Consider the following 12,178-nt stretch of genomic DNA (forward strand, 5'->3'; position numbering starts at 1 on the left):
GTAGAGTTCTACCAAATGTTTTGTTGCAGTTTATACTGAAACGAGGCATGTACTTCCTGTATTTATTTTGACCTGTCTGTCAAATTTGTTTACACCGCCTTATGGGCGGTGTTTTTTTATGTGCAAAGAAATGTAACAACAAGTTTATCAATAGCTGTGCTAATTAATCTTTATTATTTTTCATCGCCAATCACAGAATCAGACACCCACTCAAATAATCAACTGAACACATACAAATAGCACCATTGAGTTGCACTAAAAAGTAACAGAATACTTCAAGATACTCACACTTCTTCGGTACTTATAAACCCGTTTAGAACACACTCTTTCTATCAATCAAAAATTTCAAAGCTGAGCATGACGATAGCACGCCCAAACTCACGCCTCTGTCTGACTACTGTAAATCATTCACAATAGAAAATAAAAAAGCCGCTTACTTTTCAGTAAACGGCTTTGCAAAATGATTAACGCTTGGTCAACACACCACTATGGGCGGTAAACCTTAACGTTATGGAAGCCCTGCTCTTGTAGGTAAAGTGCCTGTAGACGGCTCATTACACCACGGTCACAGTACAGCAAGTACTCTTTCGCTTGGTCTAGGTCGCCAAACTGAGTCGAAAGCTTGAAGAATGGGATGTGTTTAATTTCAACACCCTCGATCTCTAATGGGCTTTCGTCTTCTTCTTCTGGACTACGGATATCAAGAACGATAGCGTGCTCAGCAACAGCTTGAACTTGTTCAACTTCAGGCGCTTGCTCTTGGCTCTCTTTCTCGATGTCACGGATATCCATAACACGAGCGTTCTCGATCACTTGATCCAGCACTTCAAAGTTAAACTTAGCTTCTTCTGCTTCCAGTTTGCCTTTCTTCGCTTTCACTGTTGGCTTCTTAGAAATAACACCACAGTACTCAGGCATTACCTTAGCGAAGTCTTCAGTACCGATGATACGAGAAAGGTCAATGATGTCTTCTTTATCCCAGTTGATAAGCGGACGAAGAATCAAAGTATCTGTCACGTTGTCGATGTGGCGAAGGTTAGTTAGCGTTTGGCTAGAAACCTGACCAAGTGCTTCACCCGTTACTAGAGCTTCAATACCGAAGCGCTCTGCAACCATACCACCAGCACGCATGAACATACGCTTAAGAACAACGCCCATTTGGCCGTCTTCTACGTTCTCAAGAATTTCAGCAACCACTGGTTCAAAGTCTACAGAAATGAACTTCACCTTTGCAGATGAGCCGTATTTATTCCATAGGTAGTGAGCCACTTGCTTAACGCCAATCTCGTGCGCTGGGCCACCAAGGTTAAAGAAACAGTAGTGAACCTTAGAGCCGCGTTTGATATGCAGGTAGCTTGAAACACCAGAATCAAAGCCGCCAGAGATCAAGCTCAGTAGATCTTCTTGAGTACCAAGAGGGAAGCCACCGAGGCCTTTGTGACGAGCTAGAACTTGGTTTAGCTTGTCGTTAGCCACTTCAACCTTAACGGTTACATCAGGGTTCTTAAGTCGAACTTTCGCTGACTCAACTGCTTGGTTTAGACCGCCGCCTACGTAGCGCTCAAGTTCAATAGAGGTAAAGTCATGCTTACCACGACGCTTAGCACGTACAGAGAAAGTCTTGCCTTCAATGTCAGCACGGCTGCGTTCTAGTACTTGCTCGTAAATATCGTGCAAGTCTTTGAATTCAGACTGTTGAACTTCAAGAGAGTGGTGAATACCTGGAGTGTGAGTCAGAGCCTCTAACACTTCTGCGTAGTACTGGTCACTCTCAGACGTCACTTCAATATGATCGCGACGGTTGAATACCGCAACACTTTCACAGCGACGTTGAATAACGTTACGAATGTTGCACTCTAGAATCCTTGTGAAGCGCTTACGCACCGATTCACTTTTTACAAAAATTTCCGGATGGGGCTTAACAATAAATTTCATAGTACTTTCACAACATTAATGTTCAAAATTTTGAAAACGCTCATCGCCAAGTAAATTAGAGAATTTACACAGCACTTGAAGCAAGAATAGATCATATCTAAATCTAAGGGCGCGAATTATACATGAGAAAGTGAAGCAAGGAAAAGAGTGCTTGCTGTAACACCATCATTAAACCGCTTGTTATTAACAGTAGCAGGTTTCGAAACGACATAAATGCCGCAGAGAGAACCATTGAAGACCAGCAAACAAAAAGCCCAACCTCATTATAAGGTTGGGCTTTCGATGCTATCTGCATGCTACCGCGTGAGCACGTATCGGCTATTCATTAATAACAGGTACTTCGTCACTGTAAAGCGGCTCGCCCTGCATGATGCTGATTTCAACGCGGCGGTTGAGGCTACGTTGCCATTCAGTATCGTTCGGCTCGACTGGCTCGGTATCCGCCATGCCGCGTACTCTCAAGCGTTGATGAGAGAAACCACGCACCTTTTCCATCTCTTGAGCAACAGACACTGCTCGCTGTGATGACAAGTCCCAATTAGAGCGATAAAGCTCGGAATCAAGACGTTGATTATCGGTGTGCCCTGAGATTCGAACGATACCCGGAACATCTTTCACCAACTCAGCAACCTGTCTCACCAAAGGTCGGAACTTAGGCTGTAGGAAAGCAGAACCCGATGGGAATGCACCCTTCTCACGAATTCGAATCACAATCTGCTGGCCAAGATTTTCAACTTCAATCGCGCCTTGGTCTATCTCTCGCTCCAACGCCTTCTTGATGCTTTCCATCAAGGTTTCCATCTCTTGCGATTGAGCTTCAGCTTGTTGTTGCTGTTGGTCTGACTCAGAGTTTTGATTGTCGTGAGTCGAAACCTCTGGCGACTTGCCTCCGGTCATCTTGCCTTGGTCACGCATGGTACCGCCAGCACGCTCAGATTCACCTTCATGAAACTCAAGCGTTTGTTGCGTAATATCAATCGTCTGCTGCATGATCACATCAATCGGTGTCGGCTCTGGGCGACCAGGACGGAACTCTTGTGCAATGATGCTGGTGCCTTTAGGAATATCTTTCACTTCCAAGCGGTTTTGTACACCAAACGCAAATTTCATCGAGCCAGCGATCTGTTTGAATTTCAGTACGTCCATCTCAGAGAATGAGAGCAACAGTACGAAGAAACACATCAGCAGTGACATCAAGTCAGCAAATGTCCCCATCCATTGAGGCAACCCCGGAGGAGGACATTTACATGGATTTTCTTCATCCATCTTCAACTCCTCTTACGCAGGTTCACCATCAATCGTACGCTTACCTTCGTTTAGGTAGCTCTTCAGGTAACCATCGATTACTCGTGGGTTCTGACCATCTTGAATCGCGAGTACGCCATCCATAACCAAACAACGGTTGAGTGTCTCTTGGTCACGACGCAGCGCAAGCTTGTCGGCAATTGGGAAGAACACCATGTTCGAAAGAATCGCACCATATAGAGTGGTTAAAAGTGCTACCGCCATCGCAGGACCGATCGCTTTTGGATCATCCATGTTCGAAAGCATGGCAACCAGACCAACCAAGGTACCAATCATGCCCATTGCAGGGGCAACATCACCAAATGCAGAGAACACTTTCGCGCCCTGTTCGTGACGTTCTGTGGTTAATGCGATGTCTTTTTGCAGTGCAGCGCGTACCACATCACCGTCATGGCCATCTACCAATAGGTCGATGCCCTTTTGCATGAAACTGTTGTTAATTTCCATCTCTTCCAGTGCTAAGAAACCACCTTTACGAGCCGCATCAGCCATCTCTACAACTTTCGCAATAAGATCTTCAGGCTCATCCGCTTTAAACATAAAAGCTTTGCCTGCGATTTTAGTCGCGCCAAAGAACTGTCCCATGGTGAACTTCATTAGAACAACAAAAGTTGAGCCACCAACTACGATCAAAATGGATGTCGTGTCATAGAACATCCCGAGGCTTCCACCTAGGATCATTGCCATAATTACAAAGGCAAATCCACCAATCAAACCTATTAGGGTTGCTAAATCCACTGAGCACTCCTCATGCTTTTTTGTAGCTCTATGTCGACGATAATCTTTGTATCGGCAAGACTATAAGATCTTTTAGTAAATTCTTGGCCTAAGTATCACACTTTTCGTTTTTGAATCCCAACTATTGGCTTACTTTGCTCTTATACGTAGCGCATAAACTCGATAAAGCTAAGGTTATTCAAGCAAAGTGCGTTCAAGCCCCTTAAAAACGAACTTTCTAGCAAAATTTCTTGGTTACATTTGACCATCTCAGCGGCCTAGGGTAACGTTCGTTCATCTTTCCAAACGCAGATTTATTATGGCTACTAAGAAACCTGAAAATATGAGCTTTGAAGCAGCAATCGAAGAGCTTGATGGCTTGGTTGATCAACTAGAAAATGGTGATCTAGCTTTAGATGATGCGCTGAAAAAATTCGAACGAGGCATCTCCCTCGCTCGTGCCGGTCAAAGTAAACTAAACGATGCTGAACAACGTGTTAGCATCCTACTGCAAAATGATGAAAATGCAGAGCTGAGTGACTTTAACCCACAACCTGAATAACGAATTGTATGAGATCCCCTATGATCGAGACTTTATTGTCTTATCAAGCACGTAATAACGAGCAATTGAACCTTTGGCTTGATCGCCTACCACACCAAAATCAGAATCTTATCAACGCGATGCGTTATGGATTACTTTTAGGCGGTAAACGCGCACGTCCATTTCTTGTCTACATTACAGGGGAAATGCTCGGCTGCACCGCTGAAGAACTCGACACTCCAGCATCTGCAATCGAATGTATTCATGCCTATTCTCTGATTCACGACGACCTTCCAGCAATGGACGATGATGAACTGCGTCGTGGCCATCAGACTTGTCACATCAAATACGATGAAGCAACGGCAATTTTAACTGGCGATGCACTACAAACTCTCGCGTTTACTATACTTGCGGAAGGTACATTAAGTGCTGACGGTGAAAGCAATCGCGTTCGAATGATTCAACGCCTAGCTGAAGCCTCTGGTGCACAAGGTATGTGTATTGGACAAGCACTTGATATTGAAGCTGAAAACCGCTCTGTCACGCTAGAAGAGTTAGAAGAAGTTCACCGCAATAAAACGGGCGCGTTAATGAAATGTGCGATTCGTTTAGGTGCGCTTACTGCTGGTGAAAAAGCGTTTGAAGTGATGCCTCAATTAGACAAGTACGCCGATGCCATTGGATTAGCATTCCAGGTTCAAGATGATATTTTAGATATCACTGGCGATACTGAAACTTTGGGTAAACCACAGGGTTCTGACCAAGAATTGAACAAAAGCACCTACCCTTCTTTGCTAGGTTTAGAGGGCGCTCAAGAAAAAGCGCAAACTCTGCTACAGGAAGCACTTCAAGCTTTGGCTGCAATCCCATACAATACCCAGTTACTCGAAGAGTTCGCCCGATACGTCATCGAGCGCAAGAACTAAGACAATAAGCGCGCATTACCTATGACTCTTGATATATCAAAGTACCCAACTCTTGCTTTGGCTGATAAGCCAGAGGATTTGCGTCTACTTCCAAAAGAGACGCTGACACAGCTTTGTGATGAATTACGTACCTACCTTCTTAACTCAGTGAGCCAGTCAAGTGGTCACTTAGCGTCAGGCTTAGGTACAGTAGAGCTGACTGTTGCTCTGCACTATGTGTACAACACGCCTTTTGACCAGTTGGTTTGGGATGTTGGCCACCAAGCATACCCGCACAAAATTCTTACAGGTCGTCGCGACCGCTTGTCGACTATCCGTCAAAAAGATGGACTGCACCCATTCCCATGGCGTCAAGAGAGCGAATACGACACCCTTTCTGTTGGTCACTCTTCAACGTCGATCAGTGCTGCACTTGGTATGGCTATCAGTGCGAAGAAAGAAGGCAAGAACCGTAAAGTCGTGAGTGTGATTGGTGATGGCGCGATTACAGCAGGTATGGCATTTGAAGCCATGAACCATGCGGGCGATATTCACAATGACATGCTGGTTATCCTGAACGATAACGAGATGTCGATCTCTGAAAACGTAGGTGCGCTAAACAACCACCTAGCTCAAGTTCTTTCTGGCAGTCTTTACACGTCAATTCGTGAGGGCGGCAAGAAAGTGCTATCAGGCGTTCCGCCGATTAAAGAGCTGGTTCGTCGTACAGAAGAACATCTAAAAGGCATGGTAGTCCCTGGCACCATGTTCGAAGAGTTAGGCTTTAACTACATTGGCCCAATTGATGGTCATGATGTCAATGAGCTGATTAAAACGCTTAAGAACATGAGAGACCTTAAAGGTCCTCAGTTCCTGCATATCATGACTAAGAAAGGCAAAGGCTACGAGCCAGCTGAGAAAGATCCAATCGGTTACCACGGCGTACCGAAATTCGATCCAGCACACTCAAGTCTGCCTAAGAGCACCAGCTCTAAACCAACTTTCTCTAAGATTTTTGGCGACTTCCTGTGTGATATGGCCGCGCAAGATCCTAAGCTGATGGCGATCACGCCTGCAATGCGTGAAGGCTCTGGCATGGTGCGTTTCTCGAAAGAGTACCCAGAACAATACTTCGACGTAGCGATTGCTGAGCAGCATGCTGTGACGCTAGCAACCGGTATGGCGATTGCGGGTGATAAGCCGATTGTCGCTATCTACTCGACGTTCCTACAACGTGGCTACGATCAACTGATCCACGATGTGGCTATCATGGACTTACCTGTCATGTTCGCTATTGACCGTGCTGGTCTTGTCGGCGCTGATGGTCAAACACACCAAGGTGCGTTCGACTTAAGCTTTATGCGTTGTATTCCAAACATGGTGATCATGGCGCCAAGCGACGAAAACGAATGTCGCCAAATGCTTTACACCGGCCACCAGCACACAGGTCCAAGTGCCGTTCGTTACCCTCGCGGTAATGGTATGGGCACTGAGATACAAAGTGAATTTACCGCGCTTGAGATTGGTAAAGGTCGTATCGTTCGCGAAAGCGAAAAAGCAAAAGATGGCTCGAAAGTCGCTATCTTAAGCTTCGGTACTTTCCTTGAGAGTGTACTTCAAGCCGCTGACGCCATCGATGCGACAGTTGCAGATATGCGCTTTGTGAAACCGCTCGATGAAGCTCTGATCAAACAACTTGCTGCTGACCACGATATTCTGGTAACTATCGAAGAGAATGCGATTGCAGGTGGTGCGGGCGCAGGTGTGATTGAATTCTTGATGCAAGAGAAACTGCTGATGCCAGTATTGAACCTTGGCCTGCCAGACAAGTTCATTGCTCAAGGTACGCAAGGTGAACTGCACGAAGAGCTTGGTTTGGACGCGCAAGGGATTGAGAAGTCTATCACTGACTATCTTGCCAAGTAGCTTTAATACGTAAGCTCGTAAGCTCGTAAGCTCGTAAGCTATGCAAACAAAAAAGGTTGGCCCTAGGGTCAACCTTTTTAGTATCTGCTAATTAGTTTGGTGTATCGCCAACTAAACCTTAATCCTTCAGTTAGCTCACACTAACCAACCTGCGAAATGAGCTACAGCATACAACGAAATAGCCGCCATAATACCCGCTACAATATCGTCAATCATGATACCCAAGCCGCCGTGAATTCGCGCATCTAGCCAACCAATCGGCCAAGGTTTTACCATGTCAAAGAAGCGGAAAAGCACAAAACCAGTCAGAAGCCATTTCCAGTCATCGGCAGGGATATTCAGCATAGGCACTAAGCTCATGGTGATCCAAAAGCCCGCAAACTCATCCCAAACAATAGAACCGTGGTCATGCACGCCCATATCGTCAGACGTTACTTGGCAGATCTTAATACCAATAATGCAGCTTACCACCACCACAGCTACGTAAGCAGGAAACGGTAACTGAACCAACAACAGGTACAACGGAATAGACGCGAGCGTGCCCATTGTGCCGGGAATAATAGGCGATAAGCCACTGCCAAAACCCGTTGCTAAGAAATGCCAAGGGTTTTTGAGAGAAATAAGAGAAAGTGGGTTTGTCATCAATTAACCTTAAAGTGATCGTAACCAGTTAAGTTCCAGCTTAGTGGTTCACCATTATTGTGTAATTCAAAATATTCTACAGGTCTTATCTGGCCAATGCAGGTGACTTTTGTACCTGTATGTGACAAAGCACTTTCCAACGACCCTTTATTCTCTTCCGGTACAGTAAAGCACAGTTCGTACTCTTCACCACTCGTTAGCGCATACTGCTGAGCTGATGTGATATCAGGAGCGAACTGACGTAACTCTGGAGAGATAGGCAACGTGCTTACATCAATACTCGCGCCAACTTGAGAACGCTTAAGGATATGTTTTAAATCAGCAATAACGCCATCAGAGATATCAATCGCAGATGAAGCAAGGTTCACTAGAGCCTGACCCGCTAACACTCGTGGGGCGCTCACATAATGTCTCTCTTCAAGCTCTGCAGCATAGGGCTTCACTCTGTTCTGCTCAGGGTTAAGTAACACTTCTAAGCCAGCTTTGCTGTCACCTAGATTACCTGTTACGTAAATCCAGTCGCCAACTTTCGCGCCATCTCTGCGCAGCGCTCGTCCTTCAGGAACAAAGCCCTGTACCGTCAGTGTCAGGCTTAGTGGACCTTTGGTTGTGTCGCCACCAATTAACTGAATACCAAAGTAGTCTGCGAGTTTAAAAAAGGAGTCACAGAAGGGAGCAAGCCATGCTTCATCGATTTCAGGCATGGTTAAAGCAAAAGACACCCAAGCAGGCGTCGCGCCCATTGCAGCAAGGTCACTGATATTGGAAGCCAACGCTTTGTGTGCCACCCAAGCCGGATTCGCCTCAGCTAAGAAATGGGTACCAGCCACTAAGGTGTCCGTGCTGATCGCTATCTCAACATTGCCCGGCGCTTTGACCAAAGCACAATCATCGCCAGCAGCTAGAAGAACGTCTTTACGTTGTGGTTGTCGATTTACAAAATATTTTTCAATCAGGTTAAATTCGCCAGACATCACATGCCCTATCTTTAGTCTCATAAAAATCGCCGTAATCATGGATATTACAGAAATTTAGTTACAAAAAAGGCCAGCATAAAAGCTGACCTTTAGATTCAATATACGAACGTCTTATTTCTTACGAACGTGCGGTGCAGCTTTATCAAGCACACCGTTAACAAACTTATGGCTGTCTTCTGCTGCAAATACTTTTGCAAGCTCGATAGCTTCGTTGATAACCACTTTGTATGGTACATCTTCGCGACGAGTCATCTCGTACATAGCTAAACGTAGAAGCGCTAGTTCCATCAGATCCAGATCTTGCATAGGGCGAGATACGAATGGACGAAGCTTGCTATCAAGTTCCATGTGGCTAAGAGCAACACCAGTTAGTAGGTCGCGGAAGTATGCAACGTCTGTTTCTGGCATAGCAAGAGCAGGCTCTGCAGCATGATGCTCTTCTTCATCATACTTACCACCAGATAAGAACTGTTCTTCAACGGTAGCAATATTTTCTTTAGTAATTTGCCAAGAATAAATTGCTTGTAGAGCAAATTGACGTGCGTTACGACGTGCGGCTGGTTTCACACTGGCCCCCATTAGGAATCGATTTCAGAAAGAACGTTGATCATCTCAAGTGCGCTAAGTGCTGCTTCTGCACCCTTATTACCAGCCTTGGTTCCTGCGCGTTCAATAGCTTGATCGATCGTATCAACAGTAAGAACACCAAACGCTACTGGAAGAGAATATTCCAGAGACACTTGTGCCAAACCTTTATTACATTCACTACAAACATAGTCAAAGTGAGGTGTACCGCCACGAATTACTGTACCAAGAGATACAATCGCATCGAACTTACCTGTTTTTGCAACGCGCTGCGCTACAAGTGGAAGTTCTACTGCACCAGGGCAACGAACAACAGTGATGTTGTCTTCGCTTACTTGTCCATGACGCTTTAAAGTATCGATTGCACCAGAAAGTAAACTTTCGTTAATAAAACTGTTGAAACGAGCAATAACGATAGCAATTTTTGCATTTGGCGCTGGGAAGCCACCCTCGATCACTTTCATAAGCCTTCCTTTAACTATTTTCATCAAGTGAGAATCGCCGGATTCTAGCACAAAACTGTGAGCAATATCTAATGGTAATTTAGAAGAACAGACACCGGCAATGTAAAGATGATAATGCAGCGCTGATCCCAAGCATATAGGAACAGCGAGTAACCAAGTTTGTGTGTTGAACACGTTTTGAGTCGGACTTGGCTACTTTGCTCTTTTGGCAAGATTTATCACCAAAAGGGCCACTGAAATCATCGGTAAATTATGTTGCTACAAACGGAGAAACGTCTGCTTACTAACGCATGGTTTATTCGCAAACGTACTCAACAACGTTAAGGCCAAAACCACCCAATGCGTGGTAACGCTTAGTGCTTGAAGAAAGCAGACGCATATCGTGCACACCTAGATCTTGAAGAATCTGAGAACCGACACCAACACGACGCGAGGTACCCTGCTTCTTCGCCATAGTTGGCTGCTCGTTCTTGTCTTGCGCTTCGAATGTCTTCACTTTGTGAATCAAAGAATCAGACGACTCTTCGTTGCCAAGAATAACCAACACACCGCCTTCGTCGCCAATACGCTTCATCGCTTTATCTAGCGACCAGCTGCGTTCAGTACCACGGTCTGAATGAAGCAGATCGGTGAACGTGTCATGCAGGTGAACACGTACCAAAGGAGCACCTTCAGATAGGTCGCCTTTTTGCATCGCGTAGTGGATCTGGTTATCAATTGTATCGCGGTAAGTCACCAGCTCGAAATCACCAAACTCTGTTGGTAAATGGCATTGTGCTACACGCTCAATCGTTGTTTCTGTGTTGTTGCGGTATTCAATCAAGTCAGCAATCGTGCCTAGCTTGATGTCGTGTTTTTCAGCAAACACTTCAAGGTCAGGGCGACGAGCCATAGTACCGTCGTCGTTAAGGATCTCAACGATAACCGATGCTGGCTCGCAGCCTGCAAGACGTGCTAAATCACAACCTGCTTCTGTGTGTCCTGCGCGAGTCAGAACACCGCCATCTTGCGCTGTCAGTGGGAAAATATGACCAGGTTGAACAAGATCAGCCGCTTTCGCATCTTTCGCCACTGCCGCTTGAACCGTCACTGCACGGTCTGATGCAGAGATACCCGTTGTTACGCCCTCTGCCGCTTCAATCGAAACAGTAAAATTAGTGGTGTACTGTGCGTTGTTATCTTGAACCATAGGCGCTAGACCCATGCGGTTTGAACGCTCTTTGGTTAGCGTCAGACAAATTAAACCACGGCCGTACATCGCCATGAAGTTAATCGCTTCTGGCGTCACATGTTCTGCTGCCATGATCAGATCGCCTTCATTTTCGCGATCTTCATCATCCATCAGGATAACCATTTTTCCTAGGCGAATGTCTTCAATAATTTCTTGAGGAGTACTAATTGGCATTGTTCTATATCCTTTGAAATGGTTCTGCTTCCTAGAACCGACACTATTTAAACCTGATGATATTGCTTCGCTTTACAAAGTCTCGCTTAACGCACTTTGTATCAACGGTTAGGCAAAACCATTCTGCTGTAAGAATTCCATCGTTAATCGAGATTCAGGCTCAGATTCTTGTTGCTGACCTTGCAGTAAACGCTCCATGTAACGTGCTAATACATCAACTTCTAGATTCACTTTACGACCGACATTGAATTGGTCGATGGTGGTTTCTGAAGAAGTATGAGGAACGATAGTCAGCTTGAATGCGTTCTTACGTAAATCGTTCACAGTCAGGCTAATGCCATCAACTGTTACTGAGCCTTTTTGAGCCACGTATTTTGAGATTTCTGCTGGCATTTCTACCCAGAATTCAATCGCACGGCCAACTTGGTTACGTTCAACAATCTCACCCACGCCATCAACGTGACCAGACACTATATGTCCACCGAAACGCGTGGTTGGTAACATTGCTTTCTCAAGGTTAACTTTATCGCCCGCTTGGTAATCGACAAAACCCGTTTTTTTCAGGGTCTCAAGCGAAAGATCTGCACTGTAGCTGTGGTCGTTATATTCAACAACTGTCAAACACACACCATTGGTAGCGATACTGTCGCCTAACTTAACGTCAGCCATATCAAGCTTACCAACATTAACCGTTACGGTGATGTCTTCTCCGCGGGGAGTGATTGCACTCAATGTACCTACGGCTTCTACAATTCCTGTAAACATTTTAAAACTCT

Annotated in this window: 12 protein-coding genes; 3 read left to right on the forward strand and 9 right to left on the reverse strand. The window is 45.4% G+C overall.

The window, feature by feature from the left end:
- Window positions 1–486 precede the first annotated feature (486 nt).
- The 3 genes from thiI to pomA all read right to left on the reverse strand — a co-directional run bounded on the left by thiI (window position 487) and on the right by pomA (window position 3,978).
- Window positions 487–1,935 carry a tRNA uracil 4-sulfurtransferase ThiI gene (gene thiI / locus ACED41_RS00715; RefSeq protein WP_017060776.1) on the reverse strand — a complete coding sequence of 483 codons (1,449 nt, stop codon included), beginning with the start codon at window positions 1,933–1,935 and terminating at the stop codon, window positions 487–489.
- A gap of 318 nt (window positions 1,936–2,253) precedes the next feature.
- Window positions 2,254–3,201 carry a flagellar motor protein MotB gene (locus ACED41_RS00720; protein ID WP_017060777.1) on the reverse strand — a complete coding sequence of 316 codons (948 nt, stop codon included), beginning with the start codon at window positions 3,199–3,201 and terminating at the stop codon, window positions 2,254–2,256.
- 12 nt (window positions 3,202–3,213) lie between these two features.
- The gene (gene pomA / locus ACED41_RS00725) at window positions 3,214–3,978 is read right to left on the reverse strand and encodes a flagellar motor protein PomA (protein WP_371724330.1); all 765 of its coding nucleotides are present in this window, start codon (window positions 3,976–3,978) and stop codon (window positions 3,214–3,216) included.
- Window positions 3,979–4,276: 298 nt separating this feature from the next.
- On the opposite strand from pomA, the gene xseB reads away from it, so the two are divergent.
- Genes xseB through dxs form a run of 3 tightly spaced genes read left to right on the forward strand, consistent with a single transcriptional unit; the run spans window position 4,277 to window position 7,329 of the window.
- The gene (xseB, locus tag ACED41_RS00730) at window positions 4,277–4,519 is read left to right on the forward strand and encodes an exodeoxyribonuclease VII small subunit (protein WP_004734405.1); all 243 of its coding nucleotides are present in this window, start codon (window positions 4,277–4,279) and stop codon (window positions 4,517–4,519) included.
- Between the two features lie 20 nt (window positions 4,520–4,539).
- The gene (gene ispA / locus ACED41_RS00735; protein WP_371724331.1) at window positions 4,540–5,424 is read left to right on the forward strand and encodes a (2E,6E)-farnesyl diphosphate synthase; all 885 of its coding nucleotides are present in this window, start codon (window positions 4,540–4,542) and stop codon (window positions 5,422–5,424) included.
- Window positions 5,425–5,445: 21 nt separating this feature from the next.
- Window positions 5,446–7,329 (forward strand): 1-deoxy-D-xylulose-5-phosphate synthase, encoded by a 1,884-nt coding sequence (gene dxs / locus ACED41_RS00740; RefSeq protein ID WP_371724332.1) that lies wholly within the window; start codon window positions 5,446–5,448, stop codon window positions 7,327–7,329.
- A 135-nt stretch (window positions 7,330–7,464) separates the two neighbouring features.
- Here the strand turns inward: dxs and pgpA are convergent, their stop codons facing one another.
- The 6 genes from pgpA to ACED41_RS00770 all read right to left on the reverse strand — a co-directional run bounded on the left by pgpA (window position 7,465) and on the right by ACED41_RS00770 (window position 12,167).
- The gene (gene pgpA, locus ACED41_RS00745; RefSeq protein WP_017060782.1) at window positions 7,465–7,971 is read right to left on the reverse strand and encodes a phosphatidylglycerophosphatase A; all 507 of its coding nucleotides are present in this window, start codon (window positions 7,969–7,971) and stop codon (window positions 7,465–7,467) included.
- Complete coding sequence (gene thiL, locus ACED41_RS00750; RefSeq protein WP_371724373.1) at window positions 7,971–8,945, reverse strand: thiamine-phosphate kinase; 975 nt, start codon at window positions 8,943–8,945, stop codon at window positions 7,971–7,973. The genes pgpA and thiL overlap by 1 nt, the downstream gene beginning before the upstream one ends.
- Before the next feature lie 114 nt (window positions 8,946–9,059).
- Window positions 9,060–9,527 (reverse strand): transcription antitermination factor NusB, encoded by a 468-nt coding sequence (nusB, locus tag ACED41_RS00755; protein ID WP_004734399.1) that lies wholly within the window; start codon window positions 9,525–9,527, stop codon window positions 9,060–9,062.
- Window positions 9,527–9,997 (reverse strand): 6,7-dimethyl-8-ribityllumazine synthase, encoded by a 471-nt coding sequence (gene ribE / locus ACED41_RS00760; RefSeq protein WP_004741508.1) that lies wholly within the window; start codon window positions 9,995–9,997, stop codon window positions 9,527–9,529. Before ribE ends, nusB begins: the two co-directional genes overlap by 1 nt.
- A 295-nt stretch (window positions 9,998–10,292) precedes the next feature.
- The gene (ribBA, locus tag ACED41_RS00765) at window positions 10,293–11,402 is read right to left on the reverse strand and encodes a bifunctional 3,4-dihydroxy-2-butanone-4-phosphate synthase/GTP cyclohydrolase II (RefSeq protein WP_017060784.1); all 1,110 of its coding nucleotides are present in this window, start codon (window positions 11,400–11,402) and stop codon (window positions 10,293–10,295) included.
- 108 nt (window positions 11,403–11,510) lie between these two features.
- Entirely contained in the window at window positions 11,511–12,167 is a 657-nt protein-coding gene (locus ACED41_RS00770; protein WP_010436361.1) for a riboflavin synthase, read from the reverse strand.
- Window positions 12,168–12,178 lie beyond the last annotated feature (11 nt).

Origin of the sequence: Vibrio sp. 1F255 (genome assembly GCF_041439145.1) — a bacterium.
GTDB lineage: Bacteria > Pseudomonadota > Gammaproteobacteria > Enterobacterales > Vibrionaceae > Vibrio > Vibrio crassostreae_C.

What these genes read in the sequence shown, in the direction of transcription:
- ACED41_RS00720 (WP_017060777.1), bottom strand. Translation starts at nt 3,201, where the DNA reads ATGGATGAAGAAAATCCATGTAAATGTCCTCCTCCGGGGTTGCCTCAA.
- thiI (WP_017060776.1), bottom strand. Translation starts at nt 1,935, where the DNA reads ATGAAATTTATTGTTAAGCCCCATCCGGAAATTTTTGTAAAAAGTGAA.
- pgpA (WP_017060782.1), bottom strand. Translation starts at nt 7,971, where the DNA reads ATGACAAACCCACTTTCTCTTATTTCTCTCAAAAACCCTTGGCATTTC.
- xseB (WP_004734405.1), top strand. Translation starts at nt 4,277, where the DNA reads ATGGCTACTAAGAAACCTGAAAATATGAGCTTTGAAGCAGCAATCGAA.
- dxs (WP_371724332.1), top strand. Translation starts at nt 5,446, where the DNA reads ATGACTCTTGATATATCAAAGTACCCAACTCTTGCTTTGGCTGATAAG.
- nusB (WP_004734399.1), bottom strand. Translation starts at nt 9,527, where the DNA reads ATGGGGGCCAGTGTGAAACCAGCCGCACGTCGTAACGCACGTCAATTT.
- thiL (WP_371724373.1), bottom strand. Translation starts at nt 8,945, where the DNA reads ATGTCTGGCGAATTTAACCTGATTGAAAAATATTTTGTAAATCGACAA.
- ACED41_RS00770 (WP_010436361.1), bottom strand. Translation starts at nt 12,167, where the DNA reads ATGTTTACAGGAATTGTAGAAGCCGTAGGTACATTGAGTGCAATCACT.
- ispA (WP_371724331.1), top strand. Translation starts at nt 4,540, where the DNA reads ATGATCGAGACTTTATTGTCTTATCAAGCACGTAATAACGAGCAATTG.
- ribBA (WP_017060784.1), bottom strand. Translation starts at nt 11,402, where the DNA reads ATGCCAATTAGTACTCCTCAAGAAATTATTGAAGACATTCGCCTAGGA.
- ribE (WP_004741508.1), bottom strand. Translation starts at nt 9,997, where the DNA reads ATGAAAGTGATCGAGGGTGGCTTCCCAGCGCCAAATGCAAAAATTGCT.